This is a genomic window from Flavobacterium sp. 9AF (assembly GCF_902506265.1).
In the GTDB taxonomy this organism is placed as follows: domain Bacteria; phylum Bacteroidota; class Bacteroidia; order Flavobacteriales; family Flavobacteriaceae; genus Flavobacterium.
Genome location: NZ_LR733556.1, coordinates 49,548 through 68,285 on the forward strand (window position 1 = coordinate 49,548; position 18,738 = coordinate 68,285).

At 30.7% G+C, this 18,738-nt stretch carries 18 protein-coding genes; 16 read left to right on the forward strand and 2 right to left on the reverse strand.

Annotated elements, in window-relative coordinates:
- The first annotated feature begins 18 nt into the window (after positions 1 to 18).
- From HALO113_RS00290 to HALO113_RS00365, 16 genes are all read left to right on the forward strand, one after another.
- Entirely contained in the window at positions 19 to 3,210 is a 3,192-nt protein-coding gene (locus HALO113_RS00290; RefSeq protein WP_159777112.1) for a SusC/RagA family TonB-linked outer membrane protein, read from the forward strand.
- A 14-nt stretch (positions 3,211 to 3,224) separates the two neighbouring features.
- The gene (locus HALO113_RS00295; protein ID WP_159777113.1) at positions 3,225 to 4,667 is read left to right on the forward strand and encodes a SusD/RagB family nutrient-binding outer membrane lipoprotein; all 1,443 of its coding nucleotides are present in this window, start codon (positions 3,225 to 3,227) and stop codon (positions 4,665 to 4,667) included.
- Positions 4,668 to 4,675: 8 nt separating this feature from the next.
- Entirely contained in the window at positions 4,676 to 6,010 is a 1,335-nt protein-coding gene (locus HALO113_RS00300; RefSeq protein WP_159777114.1) for a sodium:solute symporter, read from the forward strand.
- Positions 5,995 to 6,822, forward strand: a complete 828-nt coding sequence (locus tag HALO113_RS00305; protein WP_159777115.1) for a metallophosphoesterase — start codon at positions 5,995 to 5,997, stop codon at positions 6,820 to 6,822. The genes HALO113_RS00300 and HALO113_RS00305 overlap by 16 nt, the downstream gene beginning before the upstream one ends.
- 1 nt (position 6,823) lies before the next feature.
- On the forward strand, positions 6,824 to 7,426 hold the full coding sequence (locus tag HALO113_RS00310) for a TIGR04282 family arsenosugar biosynthesis glycosyltransferase (protein ID WP_159777116.1): 603 nt from the start codon (positions 6,824 to 6,826) through the stop codon (positions 7,424 to 7,426).
- Positions 7,426 to 8,238 (forward strand): purine-nucleoside phosphorylase, encoded by an 813-nt coding sequence (locus HALO113_RS00315; protein WP_159777117.1) that lies wholly within the window; start codon positions 7,426 to 7,428, stop codon positions 8,236 to 8,238. The genes HALO113_RS00310 and HALO113_RS00315 overlap by 1 nt, the downstream gene beginning before the upstream one ends.
- Positions 8,239 to 8,904: an MIP/aquaporin family protein gene (locus HALO113_RS00320; RefSeq protein WP_159777118.1), complete on the forward strand. Its 666-nt coding sequence runs from the start codon at positions 8,239 to 8,241 to the stop codon at positions 8,902 to 8,904.
- Positions 8,901 to 9,872 (forward strand): arsenosugar biosynthesis arsenite methyltransferase ArsM, encoded by a 972-nt coding sequence (gene arsM, locus HALO113_RS00325; protein ID WP_159777119.1) that lies wholly within the window; start codon positions 8,901 to 8,903, stop codon positions 9,870 to 9,872. The genes HALO113_RS00320 and arsM overlap by 4 nt, the downstream gene beginning before the upstream one ends.
- A 79-nt stretch (positions 9,873 to 9,951) precedes the next feature.
- Positions 9,952 to 10,770 (forward strand): hypothetical protein, encoded by an 819-nt coding sequence (locus HALO113_RS00330; RefSeq protein WP_159777120.1) that lies wholly within the window; start codon positions 9,952 to 9,954, stop codon positions 10,768 to 10,770.
- 3 nt (positions 10,771 to 10,773) lie between these two features.
- Entirely contained in the window at positions 10,774 to 11,646 is an 873-nt protein-coding gene (locus HALO113_RS00335) for a sterol desaturase family protein (RefSeq protein WP_159777121.1), read from the forward strand.
- 47 nt (positions 11,647 to 11,693) lie between these two features.
- Positions 11,694 to 12,392, forward strand: a complete 699-nt coding sequence (locus tag HALO113_RS00340; protein WP_159777122.1) for a DUF547 domain-containing protein — start codon at positions 11,694 to 11,696, stop codon at positions 12,390 to 12,392.
- Between the two features lie 6 nt (positions 12,393 to 12,398).
- A complete protein-coding gene (locus HALO113_RS00345) occupies positions 12,399 to 13,088 on the forward strand; it encodes a TIGR04283 family arsenosugar biosynthesis glycosyltransferase (protein WP_159777123.1) in 690 nt (229 codons plus the stop codon).
- A gap of 5 nt (positions 13,089 to 13,093) precedes the next feature.
- A complete protein-coding gene (locus HALO113_RS00350; protein WP_159777124.1) occupies positions 13,094 to 13,927 on the forward strand; it encodes an AraC family transcriptional regulator in 834 nt (277 codons plus the stop codon).
- A 56-nt stretch (positions 13,928 to 13,983) separates the two neighbouring features.
- A complete protein-coding gene (locus tag HALO113_RS00355; RefSeq protein WP_159777125.1) occupies positions 13,984 to 14,805 on the forward strand; it encodes an AraC family transcriptional regulator in 822 nt (273 codons plus the stop codon).
- Between the two features lie 111 nt (positions 14,806 to 14,916).
- Positions 14,917 to 15,465, forward strand: coding sequence for a carboxymuconolactone decarboxylase family protein (locus tag HALO113_RS00360; protein WP_159777126.1), 549 nt, complete (start codon positions 14,917 to 14,919; stop codon positions 15,463 to 15,465).
- A 144-nt stretch (positions 15,466 to 15,609) separates the two neighbouring features.
- Positions 15,610 to 16,329 carry a DM13 domain-containing protein gene (locus tag HALO113_RS00365; protein WP_159777127.1) on the forward strand — a complete coding sequence of 240 codons (720 nt, stop codon included), beginning with the start codon at positions 15,610 to 15,612 and terminating at the stop codon, positions 16,327 to 16,329.
- A 45-nt stretch (positions 16,330 to 16,374) separates the two neighbouring features.
- Here the strand turns inward: HALO113_RS00365 and HALO113_RS00370 are convergent, their stop codons facing one another.
- Positions 16,375 to 17,373: a glycoside hydrolase gene (locus tag HALO113_RS00370; RefSeq protein WP_159777128.1), complete on the reverse strand. Its 999-nt coding sequence runs from the start codon at positions 17,371 to 17,373 to the stop codon at positions 16,375 to 16,377.
- On the reverse strand, positions 17,374 to 18,639 hold the full coding sequence (locus HALO113_RS00375; RefSeq protein WP_159777129.1) for a POTRA domain-containing protein: 1,266 nt from the start codon (positions 18,637 to 18,639) through the stop codon (positions 17,374 to 17,376).
- Positions 18,640 to 18,738: the final 99 nt, after the last annotated feature.

Consider the following 18,738-nt stretch of genomic DNA (forward strand, 5'->3'; position numbering starts at 1 on the left):
TTATATACTACAACCTAAATGAAGCAAATTTATATTCTATTGCTACTCACATTTTCGTGGGCTGGCTATTCACAAATTACAGTTAAAGGAAAAGTTACCAGTTCTAATGATGGAACAGCTCTACCTTTTGTAAATATTACTTCCTCATCAACTGAAGGAACTACTTCAGATAAAGAAGGAAATTATACCCTAACAGTTCCCTCTGTTGCAGCGAAACTAACTTTTTCCTATTTGGGTTTTAAAACAAAAAGGATTGTTGTTGGGAATCAAACTCAAATTGATGTTGCATTGGAAGAAGAAAGTGAAATTTTGAATGAAGTAGTCGTTACAGCTCTTGGCTTAAAAAGAGAATCAAAAGAGTTGGGTTATGCTGTTCAAACACTTAATTCTGAAGCTTTAGAAGAAGTTAAAACGGTCAATTTTTTAGATAATTTAGCTGGGAAAGTAGCGGGTGTAACCATTACACAAGGGCCAACAGGTGTTGGGTCTTCTTCTAAAATAACCATTAGAGGGGAAGCATCTTTTTCAAATAATAATCCTTTGTTTGTTGTAGATGGAATTCCAATAAATAATGAAACGGTTTTTAATTTTACAAATGAAGCAGCAGCAGGTTTTCAAGAAATAGATTATGGAAATGGAGCTATGGAAGTTAATCCTGATGATATTGAATCGGTTTCAGTTTTAAAAGGGCCAAGCGCAGCTGCTTTATATGGAGCAAGAGCATCCAATGGTGTTATTGTGATTAAAACAAAAGAAGGCCATAAAAAGAAAGGGTTTAGTGTAAGTTTTAATTCTTCATTAATGGTAGATTCGGCTTTCAAATTACCGGATTTCCAAAATGAATACGGACAAGGAAATTCGGGGCAATTTGCTTTTGTGGATGGATTAGGAGGAGGAACTAATGATTTAATCAGCTACTCTTGGGGGCCAAGATTAGATCAAGGTTTGTTAATTCCTCAATTTGACAGTCCGGTTCAATTACCAAATGGAAATTTTGTTCGTGGTGGTGATACCTCTTTATATGACGGTTTATCCATTACACCTACACCTTTTATTTCGCATCCAAATAACTTAAAAGATTTTTATAGAACAGGAACGACAACAATTAATAATATCGCTATATCGAATGGATTTGATAAAGGAAATTATCGCTTGTCTTTTACCGATTTAAGAAGTGAAGCGATTATCCCAGGTGTAAATTTAGACCGTCAAACCGTTGCGGTTAAGCTAAATTTTAATCCTTCTGATAAATCTACTGTTTCCTCTGCTATAAATTATGTACATTCTAGTAGTGACAATAGACCTTCTAATGGTTATGGTAGTGAAAATGTAAATTATGCATTGGTGGGTTGGGGACCAAGATCTCTAGATATAAATAGTTTGAAACAATATTGGCAACCTGGTTTAGAAGGAATCCAACAGTATTCTTTCAATTATACGTATTTTGATAATCCGTATTTTACTTTATTAGAAAATCGAAATTCATTTGATAGAGATCGTGTTTTTGGTAACCTTTTATTCAAACAAGAAATTATTGATAAATTAAGCGTTACGGTTAGAACAGGGATGGATTTTAGTACAGAAACAAGACAAATGATACGTAACTTTAGCAGCAATCGTTTTAAAAATGGAGGTTATGCCGAGCATGATGTTCAATATAGAGAAGTAAATACAGATTTTTTATTTAATTATTCTAATGTAATTTCTGATTTTTCCTTTGATCTTTCTTTTGGTGGAAACCGAATGAATCAATTGGCTAAAACGAAGCAATCGCAAACTGTTAATTTAGCGCAACCGGGAATTTTTAATCTAAATAACGCGGCTTCTCCAGTTGAAATTTTTCAATATGAAAGTAAAAAAAGAATTAATTCTTTATATGGCTTAGTTAAATTAGGCTACAAAGATTATCTCTATCTCGATATAACAGGGAGAAATGATTGGTCGAGCGCTTTGGCAACTCCTTTTTCGGTAAGTGGGACTTCCTTTTTTTATCCTTCTTTATCTTCTAGTTTTGTAATTTCTAATATAATCGATTTACCGAAGCCTATTTCATTTGCAAAATTGAGAGCAAGTGTCGCTCAAGTAGGAAATGATACAAGTCCGTATCAAACTTCAGGAGCATTTGTATCACAAACCCCTTATAACAGTCAGCCGACTTTTAGTAATCAAAATTTTATTCCCAATGCAAATTTAAAACCAGAGCAAACCACATCTTATGAAGTGGGTACGGATATTCGTTTTTTCAATGACCGACTCAATTTTGACATTACCTATTATAATGCTACTACTAAAGATCAAATTATTTCGTTACCCATCGCTATTTCTTCAGGATACAACCAACAAGTAGTGAATGGTGGAAAAGTAAATACACAAGGTGTAGAAATTATTTTAAATGCGGTTCCTATTAAAACAACACATTTTAAGTGGAATACCATCTTTAATTTTGCTCAAAGTCGTTCGGTTATTAAAAGTTTACCTCAAGAAAGTGGTCGTCTAACGCTTGCCTATAGTAGAATTTATGATAGTGCGAATCAAACCGTTTGGTTTCAAGTAGAAGAAGGTGGAAGAATAGGTGATTTTTATGGTACTGGTTATCTAAAAAATGAGCAAGGTCAATTTATTATAGATAACAATGGACGTTATATTGCGGATAATAATTTAAAAAAAATAGGTAATTATAATCCTGATTTTACGTTGGGTTGGACCAATAATTTAAACTATAAAAATTGGAATCTAAGCTTTCTTTTTGATTGGAGACAAGGAGGTCAATTGGTTTCAAGAACAAAAGCATTAGGAAATGTTGGTGGTCAATTAGCTGAAACAGCGTATAGGCCATCAGAAGGAATTGTGGCTCAAGGTGTAACTACTTCAGGGCAACCTAATACAGTTGCGGTTTCTGCAGAAAGTTATTACCGTCAATATTATGACCGAAATCATGAAGAAAATAATATTTATGATGCGTCATTTATTAAGTTAAGACAATTTTCAGTCGGTTATACTTTTAAAGTTAAAGAAGGCTTTATGGGATTAAAAGATGAAGGACAAATAAGTATGTCAATAATTGGTAATAATTTATTTGCAATTACTGAAAATCCTCATTTTGATCCAGAACAGTTAGCTGTTCAAGGGAATGGTTTTGTAAGTGGTGTAGAAGATATGAGTTACGCAACCACTAGAAGTATTGGATTTAAACTTGGTTTTAACTTTTAAAAAAAAGAATTATAATGAAAATAAAAAAATACATAGTACCTCTATCTTTACTTTTTATAGTTGTAAGTTGTACCAAAGATTTTGAAGAAATAAACACAAACCCAAATGCACCAAATTCTGTACAACCGAATTTGCTATTACGTCAAGTAATTTACGATTTTGGTGAAAACATGAGTTATGAAGGCTTTGTGGCGGGTGATTTATTAGCCCAACACCGAACGGCTCTCGATTTTAATCTCTTCGACCGACATGCTTTAAAATCGCCTCAATTAGGAGGTAATCCTTGGCCTGTTTTTTACAAAAATCTTAGAGATAATGAAATTATTTTAAAGCTATCAAGACAAAATAATACTTTAAAAGTATATGAAGGCCCTGCTTTAATTTTAAAAGCTTACATGGCTGCTGGTTTAACCGATTTATTTGGAGACGTACCTTATTTTGATGCTTTTAATGGAACCGAAGGGGAAGTTACTCCAGCTTATAATTCTCAAGAGAGTATTTATTTAGATACAGGAGGTATTTTAGATAATTTAGACAAAGGGATTGAAAAGTTAGAAAGTTATACCGATGCCATACCATTACAAGGCGACATTCTATTTAATGGAAATTTAGAATCATGGATTCGTTTTGGAAAATCTTTAAAAATTAAATATTTACTACGTATTTCAGCAAAAGTAGATGTAGCTCAAGAATTACAAATGTTATTTGATGAAGGCAATTATATGATAACAAATTCTCAAAATGCTATTTTCAATTTTACAAATACGGCACCAAATAGTTTTAGACTAGCTCAGTTAAGAGTGGGTGATTTTAACAACTTTGTGTTGTCGGAAACAATGGAAGATATATTGACCAATTTAAACGATACACGAATTGAAAAATTATTTCGTCCTTTTGCTAATTCAAATTCGGGTGCATTCAATGGTTTATTGAATGGAATAGATGCTTCTAATACATCAGTAGCCGTATCCAATTATTCTTTAGCAGGAATCGTATTTAGGGAAAATACAGCTACACTCGATGCTAATTTTTTAACCGCTTGGGAAGTGCAATTTGCTTTGGCAGAAGCTGCGGAGAGAGGTTTGATAACTGCTGATGCTCAAATTTTATACGAAAACGGAGTAACTTTAGCTTTTGAATATTGGAACACCGCTTTACCAACAAATTATTTAACTGGACCCGCTGCTTTTGATGCCACAGGAACGACTCCAATGCAACAAATTATCACACAAAAATGGATAGCCAATATCATTAACGGTTATGAAGGTTGGGTCGAATATAGAAGGACGGGTTTCCCAGAACTAAGAACGATAGCTGCCAGTTTAAATAATAATCTTTTGCCGGTACGAATGCCTTATCCTGCTGAAGAAGAAGCATTGAATAGAGAGAATTATATTCAGGCAGCGAATGCAACAAACGATAATAGTATTAATTTTCCTGTTTGGTGGGATGAATAATAAAAGCAATGGAATTAATTTACGGACAATGGATAGTACTAATAGGTTCTAGTTTACTGCTTTTTTTTCTTTCTCCATTAGCAAAAACAACCGACGAATTTTTTAAAGCAATCCAACAAAAAAAAGCACCTAATGCTATTGTTCTAACAGGAAGTTTAATCATTTCTTGGATTTTTGCTAAAAGCATTACCAATGCAGCAAATCTAGGCTTAGAATTTGGTATCTTAGGAGGTTTAGCTTATGCCTGTTATTATGTGTCGTTTGCAGTAGCAGGAATTATAATTTATCAAATGCGTACAAAAGGAAATTATGTTAGTATTCATGAATTTCTAACACATAAATTTGGTAAACAAGCTATGGTGTTATTTTCAATCTTAATAATCATTCGACTTTTTAATGAAGTATGGAGCAATACTATGGTCATTGGAAGTTATTTTGGAACACAAGGAAGTTGGGGATATTATATATCCATATTAGTATTTACCTTTTTGATACTCGCGTATTCCTTAAAAGGAGGATTAAGCAGTTCTGTTTTTACAGATGTCATTCAAATGGTTTTATTTTCCATATTGCTACTTATAATTTTATGGAATGTTTTCTCCGTAAAATCGTTTACCATTACAAAAGTAATTCATTCCAGTACTTGGAGTTTCGAATTCGGATTGAATCTTTTTTTTGCAGCTCTTTTACAGTCTTTTAGTTATCCTTTTCATGATCCAGTTTTAACTGATAGAGCTTTTATTAGTAGTCCAAAAGTAACCCGAAAAAGTTTTCTTTGGGCAAGTTTTTTAGGCGGTTTGTGTATTGTTTTATTTGGTACAATTGGTGTGTATGCAAAATTTGAAGGAATGAGTGGTGATGCAGCCATTGCGGTTGGAAAAGCTTTTGGTGTACTCATTTTAGTAGTGATTAATTTTATTATGATTACTTCTGCAGCTTCTACAATCGACTCTACTTTCTCTTCTTTTTCGAAATTAATAGTAATCGATTTAAAATGGGGCAAAACGGTCACTTTTGGAAGACTTTCAATGATTGTATTGGCAGTTTTAGGAACCATTCCCGTTTTTTTAAATGCCGAAATTTTATCGGCTACGACAATTTCAGGTACGATGATTATTGGACTAACTCCAGTATTTTTGTTTTGGAACATGAAAGTCCCACGCATTAGTTTCTATCTTAGTGTGCTTACGGGTTTGTTGTTTGGCTTTTTATTAGTTTTTAATTGGTTTCCCAATGAATTACAGTTTACCAATGGTAAGTATGCTGATTTATTGTGGGTAAATGTTTGGGGAATTATCACTTGTATCATTTTATATTGTTTGCCAAAATGGATAAAAAAATAGAAAACTTAGGTGTATTAAAAGGGAAAGTATTGCTTTTTGGGGGTGTTTATAGTAATCTTCAAGCTTTAGAAGCAATTGCCGAAGTAGCAAAAATAGAGAATATTGCACCTGAAAATTGTATTGTAACAGGTGATATCATTGGTTATTGTGCACAACCCGAAGAAACCATTCAGTTTTTTAAGCATTGGAAGGCTAAAAGTATTGCGGGTAATGTAGAGCTTCAATTAAGTGAAAATGCTGAGGATTGTGGGTGCGATTTTACGCAAGGGTCACGTTGTGATCAATTTTCCCAACTTTGGTATCCTTTTGCAAAAAGTAAACTAACGGATTCTTCTTTAGAATTTATTAAAAAGCTACCCGAATTTATTCATTTTACTTTTGCTAATAAACGAATTACTGTGGTGCATGGCTCTTTTTTTAATACTTCAGAATTTATTTTTAAATCAACTCCTTGGGAAAAGAAACAAGCTAATTTTGATGTAACTCAGAGTGAGATTATTGTAGCAGGACATTGTGGTTTGCCCTTTCATCAAGAACAAAATAATTTGCTATGGCTAAATCCAGGTGTTATTGGTATGCCAGCCAATGATGGAAATACGACTGTTTGGTATGTTATTTTAGAGGAAAAGAATAATTTAGTAACTTTCGAACATAAATCACTGACTTATAACCATAGTTTAACAAATGCATTGATGTTGCAAAATGGTTTGCCAAAGGAATACGCGAAAACCATTTTAACAGGTATTTGGGACAATACTGAAATTTTACCTGAAATAGAAACAAAAATGCAAGGAAAACCCATTTTATTTTAAAATGAATAAAAATCTAATATTAATATTTACCCGAAATCCTGAGTTTGGAAAAGTTAAAACGCGCTTAGCCGCTTCAATTGGTCAAGAAAAAGCATTGCAAGTTTATATTGAATTGCTTCAACATACTAGAAAAGTTGTTTTGGAAACCGATTATGATAAACGGGTTTTGTATTCTGATGCGATAAATACTAAAGACATGTGGAACAATCATTTGTTTCAAAAAAAAGAGCAATTTGGTAAAGATTTAGGTGTGCGAATGTATAATGCTTTTCGAGAAGGATTTGAAGATGGTTATCAAAAAATTGTAATAATTGGTTCCGATTTAATTACTTTAGAAGCTAATGATTTGAAAAAAGCATTTACAGCTTTAGACATTAATGATGTGGTAATTGGTCCAGCTGAAGACGGAGGTTATTATTTGTTAGGATTAAAAAGTATCCCAGAAAATATATTTAAAAATAAAGAATGGGGAACCCATACCGTTTTAAAAGACACCTTAAAAAATATCAAAAATTTAAAATACAATTTACTGGAAGAAAAGAATGATATCGATACTTTTGAGGATATCAAAGATATTCCAGTTTTTAAAAAATATATACAGTAATGACACAAGCAATTTTAGACACTGCGACCACCTTTTTAAAAGAAAAAGGATTTTTAGAACCTCAAATAGGTATTGTTTTAGGAACTGGTTTAGGCCAATTAGTAACTCATTTACAAGTTGAGGTGGCAATTAATTATAGCGATATTCCACATTTTCCTGTGAGTACAGTGGAGTTTCATTCTGGTAAATTAGTATATGGAACTTTAGAGGGCAAAAAAGTAATAGTAATGCAAGGTCGCTTTCATTTGTATGAAGGATATAATTTGCAAGAAGTAACGTTTCCTGTGCGAGTAATGAAAGCATTAGGTATTTCAAGTTTGTTAATTTCTAATGCAGCTGGTGCAATTAATTTAAATTATAAAAAGGGAGACTTAATGCTCTTAGACGATCATATCAATTTGCAAGGAGGTTCTCCTTTAGCGTTTGCAACTGTTTCCGACTTTGGAGAACGTTTTACCGATATGTGTGCTCCTTATGATGCTGCTTTAAACGAAAAGATGTTGGCAATAGCCAAAGAAAAAAACATCGTGTTACACAAAGGAGTTTATGCAGCTGTGGTTGGGCCTCAATTAGAAACGAGAGCTGAATATCGTTATTTAAAGATAATTGGTGCAGATGCAGTAGGAATGAGTACAGTTCCAGAAGTAATTGTGGCAAATCATTTACAATTGCCTGTTATGGCTGTTTCAGTTTTAACTGATGAATGTAATCCAGACGATTTAAAACCTGTTAATATACCTGAAATTATTGCTGTTGCTGGTGAGACTGAGCCTAAAATGATAACACTTTTTAAAGAATTAATTAAAGCATAAATGAGAAGATATATTGCCGAAATTATTGGAACTTTTGCCATTGTTTTTTGTGGAACGGGTGCTATAATTATCGATCAAGAAACAAATGGAACAATTTCTCATTCCGGCATAGCTATTACATTTGGTTTAATTGTAATGGCAATGATATATGCTTTAGGAAGTATTTCGGGTGCTCATTTTAATCCTGCCGTTACGATAGCATTTTCAATCGCAAATAAATTTAAAAAAAGAGAAATCTTTCCCTATGTTGTTAGTCAGTTTTTAGGAGCAATTGCAGCTAGTGGGTTATTGTATTTGCTTTTTCCATCAAACGTTTTTTTAGGAGCTACTATTCCTACTGGAAGTAATATGCAATCTTTTATACTAGAATTTATACTTACATTTTTATTAATGTTAGTCATTTTAAGCGTGGCACATGGTTCAAAAGAGCAAGGTATGTTTGCAGGTATTGCCATAGGATCAGTAGTAGGTTTAGAAGCTATGTTTGCCGGGCCTATTTGTGGTGCATCAATGAATCCAGCAAGGTCTTTAGGGCCAGCTTTTGTTGCTGATCAAATGAGTCAACTATGGATTTATTTATTAGCACCTACATTTGGTGCTGCAATTGCTGTTTTTGTATGGAGTTATCTTACTAATAATAAAATAAAAAAAATAATTAAGCTATGAAAAATTATTTAGACGCTACAAACGATTTGTATAAAAACGCAGCTTTAACTCCTGATGTTGGTTTATGTTGTACCACAACACCTATTTGGAAATTCCCAGGTCTAGAAATTCCAAAAATCATGCAGGAAATGAATTATGGATGTGGAAGTACTATTTCTGCTCAAGATTTAATTAATAATCCAAAAGTATTATATGTAGGTGTTGGAGGAGGAATGGAATTGTTACAATTTGCTTATTTTTCTCGTCAAAAGGGCGGTGTAATAGGCGTAGATGTGGTGGATGAAATGTTAGAAGCTTCTAGAAAAAACTTTGAAATTGCAGAAGAACAAAACGAATGGTTTAAAAGTGAATTTGTAGAATTAAAAAAAGGTAATGCATTGGATTTACCCATTGCAGACGAAAGTATTGATGTTGCTGCCCAAAATTGTCTTTTTAATATCTTTAAAACAGAAGATTTAAAAAAAGCATTGCAAGAAATGTACCGTGTGCTAAAACCTCATGGAAGGCTGGTTATGAGTGATCCTACTTGCGAACAAGAAATGAATGAAACTCTTCGTAATGATGACCATTTGAGAGCCTTGTGTTTGAGCGGAAGTATTCCTATTAAAGATTATATTAAAGCGTTAACTGATGTAGGTTTTGGTACTATTGAAATTAGAGGGAGACGACCTTATCGTATCTTGGACCCAGAAAACTATCCTACAGATGAATTAATTTACATTGAAAGTATTGAAGTATGTGCGATAAAAGATCCTATGCCAGTTGATGGACCCTGTGTATTTACAGGGAAAGCAGCAATATATTATGGTAATGAAGATTATTTTGATGACCAAAAAGGACATATATTGCTAAAAAATCAACCCCTAGCAGTTTGTGATAAAACAGCGAATGCATTAGCTGGTTTAGGAAGAAAAGATATTTTCATAAGCGAAAGTACTTTCCATTACAATGGAGGAGGTTGTTGTTAAAGTTTTTTAAGTTATGTAATCTAGCTAACGTTTTATTTTTTTATCGTATCTTAATTTTACCAAATTCAAAATCAATAAAATGAAAAAAACAGCTATTTTAATTTTGCTTTGTGTATTTGGGTTTCACTTTATATTTGCACAAAGTCCGTGGACCAGAGAAAAAGGTAAAGCCTATTTACAGTTAGGAATTACTACTTTAAGTTATGATGCCGTTCAATTTGATGGAAATAAATTGGAAAATATTGGCGATTATTCAGACATAACAGTACAAATTTATTCTGAATTTGGTATCACAAATAAGTTAGAAGCACAATTTATATTGCCTTATAAAACAGCAAATTATGATAATGCTGGAATATCACAAAGTTTATCGGGAATTGGAAATGTGAGCTTAGGGTTAAAATACAAGCTTTCAGATGCTAATTGGAAAATTAGTTCTGGAGTCTTGTTTTCAGCTAATTCTATTAAAAAAGACGAAAATTTATTCGTAAGTTCAACAGGGATTAATGCAAATACTTTTTTACCTTATTTTAGCATTGGTTCAAGTCATAATAAATGGTATTATTTTGGAACAATAGGATATGGTTATATGGATAATGATTATTCCGATTATTTAAAGGCTAGCATTGAATTAGGTTATAATATTATACCAAAAGGACATTTAATGCTGGTTTTAGATACAAGAAATCCTATTGCTAAAGAAACTGCATATGAAAAAGATGCTATTCAATGGTTTTCTCATTTAGACCGACAAACCTATAATGCTATGGGTGTGAAAGCGAATTATGAATTTGTAGAAGGTAAATTTGGAGCTAATCTTTCGGCCTTTGGTGCTTTTGGAATTGATAATGCACCTTTGGCACCTACTATTAATATTGGAGTCTATACAAAATTATAAATTATGAATAAGTACAAAGAAGTTGTAATTCAATCCTATTCAGACTATTTTAATTATTTAAAAACTGAATTGATAACCTTGCATATAGAAAATTATTTCTATGGGCTAATTATAATTTCTTTGCTGGTTTTTATTTTAGAATTGATATTTCCTTGGAGAAAAAATCAGCCTGTAATTAGAAAGGATTTTTGGTTGGATACCTTTTATATGTTTTTTAATTTTTTCCTTCTCAATCTCATCATTCTAATGGCATTGAATAATGTAACTGCACAATTGTTTAATGATTTTTTAGCGCTATTTGGACTTGATTTGAAATCATTGCATCTGATTGATTTATCTCATTTGCCAAAGCCTGTCGCGTTATTAATTTTCTTTGTTGTAGCCGATTTTGTTCAATGGAATACACATCGATTACTACATCGGGTGGATTTCTTTTGGAATTTTCATAAGGTACATCATTCGGTAAAACAAATGGGGTTTGCTGCTCATTTACGATACCATTGGATGGAACCTGTAGTCTATAAAACTTTATTATATATTCCTTTAGCTATCATAGGTGGTTTCACAATTGAAGATGTATTTATTGTTCATTTTATTGCGATTACTATTGGTCACCTTAATCATGCTAATATTGGTTGGGATTACGGACCTTTAAAATACATACTTAACAACCCAAAAATGCATATTTGGCATCATAGTAAAGAAATGCCAAGAAAGTATGGTGCTAATTTTGGAATCTCACTAAGTGTATGGGATTATTTATTTAAAAGTAATTACATACCTAGAGATGGAAAGGATATAGAACTTGGTTTTGAAAATGATGAAGAATTTCCTAAAGATTTTATAAAACAGGAAGCATATCCATTAGAATTTTAAAAAAATATAATTATTAAAATTTATTAGTATTAATTATTACAAATGTTATGAAAAAATACATTGCATTTTTTGTCTTCTTTTCTGTCCAAATTTTTTCTCAAAATTTTGATTATAAAGACTATGGTTTGTTGTTAAACAAACATGTTTCTAAACAAGGTAATGTAAATTACCACCTATTACAGTCAAATAAAGCTGATTTGAATGAAGTTGTGAAACAATTTGAAGTAAACTATCCTACAAGTAAATGGTCTAGAAATGAAGTTTTGGCTTATTATATTAATGCCTATAATTTATATACTTTAAAAAAAGTGGTAGATAATTATCCTATAAAAAGTATTAAAAATATTAATAATGCTTGGGATGATAAGTTTATAAAATTAGGTTCTAAAAAAGTTTCCTTATCTTATATAGAACACGATATTTTAAGAAAAATGAACGAACCCAGAATTCATTTTGCTATCAATTGCGCTTCCTTTTCATGTCCTAACTTAATTAATGAAGCTTATTTGCCAAAAACACTAGAGAACCAATTAGAATTGGCAGCGAAAAAATTTATTAACGACAGTTCAAAAAATATAATCACTGCTAATGAGATTAAAATTTCTGAAATCTTTAATTGGTTTGCTAAAGATTTTAAGACTAAAAATAATTCTTTAATAGATTACTTAAATAAGTATGCTGAAGTTAAAATTAACGAAAATGCTAAAATTCGTTATCTAGATTACAACTGGAATTTGAATGAATAAATCATCATGATTTCAATCATTATACCTGTATTAAATGAACAAGAGCAAATAATTAAAACTATTAATCATTTACGTGTTAATAGCCAAAAAGACAATGTAAAAGAAATTATAATTGTAGATGGTGGAAGTACAGATAATACTTTGTTATTACTTAGCAAATACAAAGACTGTACAGTTTTGATTTCAGAAAAAGGCAGAGCAAAGCAATTAAACTTTGGAGCAAATTTTGCAACGGGGAAAGTCTTATATTTTTTGCATTGCGATAGCTTACCACCCAAAAATTTTGATCAATTAATTGTAGAAGCCGTTTCAAAAGAGTATTTGTCAGGTTGTTTTAGAATGAGATTCGATTCCAATCATTTACTGTTAAAAATATCGCAGTGGTTTACTCGTTTTAATGTAAAATATTTTAGAGGAGGAGATCAATCTTTATTTGTAACAAAAGAGCTATTTGATGAAATAAGCGGTTTTAATGAGAAGTACACTGTTTATGAAGATAACGAATTGATTTACAGATTGTATGAAAAAAGTAACTTTAAAGTGATTCAAAAGGATATCACTACATCATCACGGCGATATAAACAAAATGGAACTTGGAAGCTTCAATTTCATTTCATGATAATTCATTTACTATATCATTTGAAAATCTATAATCAAGATCAGGTTCTAAAATATTATAGAAGAAATATAAAATAAAAAAAATGGAGTTTAAAGGTGAAAACGGAGAATTTTTCCTTTTAGAAACAATTACCGCCAAAACAATTTCTGTCATTGAGGAAGACAAAGAAAGTTATTTATCTATTATTTGGAATAGAGATAAAGATACTTCTATTTGTATCGATACCATCGAATATGTTCTTAAGAAAAATGAAATTCTTTTTGTAACAGAACTCAATAAAGTTAATTTTAATAAAATAGAAGAAGTTAATGTAATTCGTTTTAACCGTTCTTTCTACTGCTTAGATAATCACGATAGTGAAATAGGCTGTAAAGGAATTTTATTTTTTAATACTTCAAAAGTTCCAATAATTTCACTACAACAAGAAAATAGGTTGGAAATTGAAAACTTGTGGAAAGTATTTACTGTAGAGATGTTGAAAAGCGATGAGTTGCAAGGAGAAATGTTACAAATGCTATTAAAACGTTTTTTAATTTTAGCTACAAGAATTTATAGATGTCAAAATAAATCGGTTACTTTAGATGAAACAAAATTGGAATTAATAAGAGATTTTAATTTTTTGGTTGAAGTTTATTTCAAGAAAAAACACTCCGTGGCAGAGTATGCAGATTTAATGAATAAACCAGCAAAGTCATTAACCAATTTTTTTTCATTTCATACAACAAGAACACCGTTGCAAGTTATACAAGATAGAATTTTGCTCGAAGCAAAAAGAATGTTACTTAATACAGAAATTCCAATTAAGGAAATCACCTTTGAATTAGGTTTTGAAGATATGCCTTCTTTTAGTCGTTTTTTTAAAAACAAAATAGGTATTTCTCCAAAAGCTTACAGAGATATAAAGACAATGGTGTAAAACTTAGTTTTTTAATATAAAACAAAGATTTATTTTTACTATTTAATACTTAATCAATGATTTATACTGGTCAATTAAACGAATTCATTCGATTAGAAGAAATTACCCCAAATAATGGTCACTTATTAAATGAAAAGATTAAAGAAGGACTCAGTATTATTTGGGCAGTAGAAGAATTGTATCTTCAAGTTGACGGCATAACTACAATATTAAAAGAGAACGAGATTATTTTTATAACCGAATATCATAATGTAGTCATTACTAAAGTTCAAAAAGTAAGATTAATTAGATTTAATAGGGCTTTTTATTGCATTTTAGATCATGATAGCGAAGTAGGTTGTAAAGGAGTTTTGTTTTTTGGGGCAGCACATTTGGCTAAAATTGAGATTCCTATTCTAGAATTTGAAAAATTTGAAACCCTTTGGAAAATGTTTGTAATAGAAATGCAATCCAAAGACGAACTTAAAAGCGAAATGCTGCAAATGATGCTAAAACGAATGCTTATTCTGTGTATTAGAATTTATAAAGAACAAACCGAATTAGTCGATTTTGATAAACAACAATTTGATTTAGTTAGAGAATATAATTATTTAGTGGAAGTTCATTTTAGAACTAAACATCAAGTGGCTGATTATGCTACTTTATTACATAAAAGCCCAAAAACTTTATCTAATGTGTTTAAGAAAATAGGTAAGAAAACACCTTTACAAATTATCCAAGATCGCATTATGTTAGAAGCTGTTCGATTATTAGGCTATACAGATAAGTCTATCAAAGAAATTGCTTACGAAGTTGGTTATGAAGATATTCAAACATTTAGTCGTTTTTTTAAAAAAATAGAAGGCATTTCTCCATCAGAATTTAAGAAAGGAAGGTAAAGGGAAAAATTGATAAATATCAAGGAAAAACGGTCTAACCTTAAGAGACATTTTAGATGCAATTTTGTACTGTCAAATTAAACAATTAATAATTAATTAAAATTTTAAATTATGTCAAATTTCACAGTACCAACAAGAAATGAAGTTTCAGAAAACAATCAAGCTATCTTTGATAACTTACAAAAGGGATTAGGGTTTGTTCCAAATTTATATGCATATTTTGCTAAGAATGAAACCGCTTTAGGAGATTATTTAGCATTGCAAAACAGAAAAAGCACTTTAAAAGCAAAAGAAAGAGAAGTAATTAATTTAGTGACTAGTCAAATCAACAATTGTTTGTATTGTCAGTCTGCACATAGTGTAATTGGAAAAATGAATGGTTTTTCTGAAGAAGAAATTATAGAATTAAGAAAAGGAACAGCATCTTTTGATGCTAAATTAGATGCCTTAGTGAAATTTGCTGCATCTGTAGTGGAAAATAAAGGAAAAGCAACGGTTGTTGCAAAAGAAGCTTTTTTTCAGGCTGGTTATAACGAAGCAAATATGATTGATGTAGTCCTAGTAATTGGAGATAAAATTATTAGTAATTACATTCATAATTTAACTGGTTTTGCTATCGATTTTCCTATAGCAACTCCTATTGAAAAAGAATTAGTATAAGAATAATAAATTCTCTTCTATAAAAATCCCTATAAGATTGCTTATAGGGATTTTTAATGATGTAAAATTGACAAGTATTAGTGTAAAAAAGTCTACTAATCCTTTTTTACTAATTCATAATTTAGCGAAAAACAATAAAAAAACATGAAAAAAGTAATCTATTTCTCTTTATTTTTATTTGTTGTTCATACAAGTAGCGCACAATGTAATCAGTTTGCATTTGGTTTTGGCAACAATAATTCAACACCTATGTATAATGTTCAAGGTACTGTTGAGGTTATTTTAAATACAAATAATACAATTACATTAACAACAGGGGCTAACTTTTCAACCGCAGCTGGTCCAGATGTAAGAGTTTTTTTAGTGGATCGAGGTTCATTAACAAACAGTCAGTTAAAAAACACAGCTATGTTCCTGTCTCGACCAAAAATAGAAATGGGTATGTTGCCAAGTACAGGCTCAACAGTAACAGGTAATAGAACTTTTGCTAAGACAATTCCTTCGAATGTTATTATTTCAAATTTTAATACCGTTTATTTTTATTGTCAAGCATTTAATCAGTTTTGGGATTTTGGAAGTTTTACCCCATTTTCTACATCCAATTGTAATTTTTTAGATGCTGCCACATTTAAAAATAATGATTTTAATGTTTATCCAAATCCTGTAAATACAGTTTTAAAGATAAAAGATTATTCTACAGAAATTAAGGAAGTAAGTATATATAATAGTTTGGGTCAATTAGTGCTACATAAAACCACAAATTTTGAAGAAATAAATATGGAGCAGTTATTTGGAGGCTTGTATTCATTACAAGTTACTGATTTAAATGGAAATCAATACTTTAAAAACGTTCTAAAAGAATAATAATAATGATTTGTTTTTTTGGTTTATAAGAGAATGTGATGAGATTTATTTCGTCACATTTTTTTTATATCTATTTTTTACAATAGTAAGAGCGGGCTTGTTTTGAACAGTATAATCACTATCAGTTAATCCTCCAACAGCATTGTTGTTTTCAAACCATTTCCATAAAAACCCACCGGCAAACCAATCCTCTTCCCAAAATTCATTATATAAAGCGGTTAATGCGTTAGTTTGGGCTAGTAAATTCACTTTCTTTTCTTTTGAGAAATTCCATGGTTCATGTGCTGTGTAATCAGTGCTTTGGTAACCATATTCGGTAAATAATACTTTTTTTTGAATAGTTTTAGATAAACTTACAATCCCTTTTTTATGTTGTAACCAATTCTTTTCAAGCTCAGAAATTGTAGGAGTTTGTGTATTTGTTAATGGGAAATAAGCATCAATACCTATGTAATCCAAGTCTTTATAAAAAGGAACAGATTGATAGGTGTCCCAATTTTCGGCGTAAGTTAATTCTCCGTGATATATCTTTTTTATATCCTGAATTAATTTTTGCCAAAACATAGGTCTTTTGATAACAAAACGATTCAATTCAGTACCAATGCAAAATAACTCAATATTTTGATGTTGTGCGATAGTAGCATAAAATAGAATATATTTGGAATAATTATTCTCCAAAGTTAGCCAATCTTCTTCCGTTTTCATCTCTATATGTCCAGTAAAACCATTTGGAATCCAAATTTGAGGCTTCAACATTACTTTGATTTTATTGGTATGAAAAAGAGTGGTTGCATTTTCAATTCCTTCTTTTCTTTCCCCAATCCATTGTCTCTTAGAATTAAAAAAAATAGCGGTGTCATTAACAGTTTTCATAAAGGCAAAAGGCATCAAAGTAACCCAATTGGCATGGGTTTCCATTAACGGAATTACTTCTTTTTGAGTAGTAAGATTTTGTGAAGCAACAAAACTTATTCCATTTATTTTTTGTTCTTGAGAGGAACAAAAGGAAAAAAGAAAGAAAATAAAATAAAATAATTTTTTCATCTAAAAATATTGTCCAATTCCAAAAACTAAACCTTTAGCACCATTTTCATCTATTCCAAAACCATAATCTAACCTAAATATGGCATTAAAAATAGTTTTATGTATTACACGTAATCCAATGCCAGGAAAAACACGAAAATTCTCGGTCTTCACAAAATCATTTAAATTGCCTCCTGGTTTTCTCCATGATCCTAAATCTAGGAATGCATTGCTCTGTAATACAAACCATTTTTTTTCAAAAATTGTGGTTCGATATTCTGTATTCATTACAAAAGATCCTGTTCCTCGATCAATAATGTTTCCAACACCTCTTAGATTGATATTATTATCTAATGCAAAAGGAGCAAAGGGAGAAACGTCATTAGAAGCTAAACCTAAACGTATGCGAGTGCCAAAATTTCCTGTATGCCCAAACCGTTTTAAATATACAAAATCATTCCATCCAATAAAAAATTTATTTTGAAAGGTATTGGTTTGTGTTACAAATTGAAAATTACTTGTGTTTTGAATTCCTTCTACTAAATAAAATTCATATTTTAAATTATTGTAATTGTTGTTCAGTTTAAATAGTATTTTATCAATGGTAAACGTTGTAGGAATGCTAGTAGCTGTAGTACCACTTTTGTAGATGTATTCTTCATTAAATAAAGAAAATCCTGCTTTAATCGTGTTTTTAAAATTAGTTCTGTACACGCCTAATAATTCAAAAGCTTTATTAGTGTATTCATATTTCGCAAAGGTGTTGTTGAAAAAAATAGGTTCTATACTACCAATGCTTTGCAAACTGGTTTCTAAACCAAGATTTTCATTAAATAGATAAGGAGCTGAAAAATGAAATCCATAAGAATTGATTCCATTGTATTGATAGAAACTACCAATGCTTATGTTCTTTCCAAATAAGTTAAATTCATAAATGCCTAATCGATATGCAGCTGCTGTATCATCTGTTGTCCAAAGATTTGCATTTGGAATTAGACTAAAATTTTCTATAATTGAAAATTCTATAGAGCATAAGGTGTTATTTATGTCATTTTTTTGAATAGAATAGGACGCTTTAGAAACTCCGTTTAAACGAGTAAGTGCTTGTATATCATTTTCTAATTTTAAACTGTCTAAAATACTTCCTTCTTTAGTTTGTATGAAATGAATCATGAATTTTTTATTCATTTTCTTGACACCAGACCAATTAATTTTCTCTATCATATACTCTTGAGAATAGCAGATAGAAATAAATAGTGCAAATGTTAAATAGATAATTCTTTTCATTTTTTTTATTTCAAATATCAAAAAAAAATAGGTTTAATTCAATTTTGAGGAAAAATTGACAACTATTAGTGGAAAATAGGAAAATTATATATGAATATT

What these genes read in the sequence shown, in the direction of transcription:
- HALO113_RS00290 (WP_159777112.1), top strand. Translation starts at nt 19, where the DNA reads ATGAAGCAAATTTATATTCTATTGCTACTCACATTTTCGTGGGCTGGC.
- HALO113_RS00295 (WP_159777113.1), top strand. Translation starts at nt 3,225, where the DNA reads ATGAAAATAAAAAAATACATAGTACCTCTATCTTTACTTTTTATAGTT.
- HALO113_RS00300 (WP_159777114.1), top strand. Translation starts at nt 4,676, where the DNA reads ATGGAATTAATTTACGGACAATGGATAGTACTAATAGGTTCTAGTTTA.
- HALO113_RS00305 (WP_159777115.1), top strand. Translation starts at nt 5,995, where the DNA reads ATGGATAAAAAAATAGAAAACTTAGGTGTATTAAAAGGGAAAGTATTG.
- HALO113_RS00310 (WP_159777116.1), top strand. Translation starts at nt 6,824, where the DNA reads ATGAATAAAAATCTAATATTAATATTTACCCGAAATCCTGAGTTTGGA.
- HALO113_RS00315 (WP_159777117.1), top strand. Translation starts at nt 7,426, where the DNA reads ATGACACAAGCAATTTTAGACACTGCGACCACCTTTTTAAAAGAAAAA.
- HALO113_RS00320 (WP_159777118.1), top strand. Translation starts at nt 8,239, where the DNA reads ATGAGAAGATATATTGCCGAAATTATTGGAACTTTTGCCATTGTTTTT.
- arsM (WP_159777119.1), top strand. Translation starts at nt 8,901, where the DNA reads ATGAAAAATTATTTAGACGCTACAAACGATTTGTATAAAAACGCAGCT.
- HALO113_RS00330 (WP_159777120.1), top strand. Translation starts at nt 9,952, where the DNA reads ATGAAAAAAACAGCTATTTTAATTTTGCTTTGTGTATTTGGGTTTCAC.
- HALO113_RS00335 (WP_159777121.1), top strand. Translation starts at nt 10,774, where the DNA reads ATGAATAAGTACAAAGAAGTTGTAATTCAATCCTATTCAGACTATTTT.
- HALO113_RS00340 (WP_159777122.1), top strand. Translation starts at nt 11,694, where the DNA reads ATGAAAAAATACATTGCATTTTTTGTCTTCTTTTCTGTCCAAATTTTT.
- HALO113_RS00345 (WP_159777123.1), top strand. Translation starts at nt 12,399, where the DNA reads ATGATTTCAATCATTATACCTGTATTAAATGAACAAGAGCAAATAATT.
- HALO113_RS00350 (WP_159777124.1), top strand. Translation starts at nt 13,094, where the DNA reads ATGGAGTTTAAAGGTGAAAACGGAGAATTTTTCCTTTTAGAAACAATT.
- HALO113_RS00355 (WP_159777125.1), top strand. Translation starts at nt 13,984, where the DNA reads ATGATTTATACTGGTCAATTAAACGAATTCATTCGATTAGAAGAAATT.
- HALO113_RS00360 (WP_159777126.1), top strand. Translation starts at nt 14,917, where the DNA reads ATGTCAAATTTCACAGTACCAACAAGAAATGAAGTTTCAGAAAACAAT.
- HALO113_RS00365 (WP_159777127.1), top strand. Translation starts at nt 15,610, where the DNA reads ATGAAAAAAGTAATCTATTTCTCTTTATTTTTATTTGTTGTTCATACA.
- HALO113_RS00370 (WP_159777128.1), bottom strand. Translation starts at nt 17,373, where the DNA reads ATGAAAAAATTATTTTATTTTATTTTCTTTCTTTTTTCCTTTTGTTCC.
- HALO113_RS00375 (WP_159777129.1), bottom strand. Translation starts at nt 18,639, where the DNA reads ATGAAAAGAATTATCTATTTAACATTTGCACTATTTATTTCTATCTGC.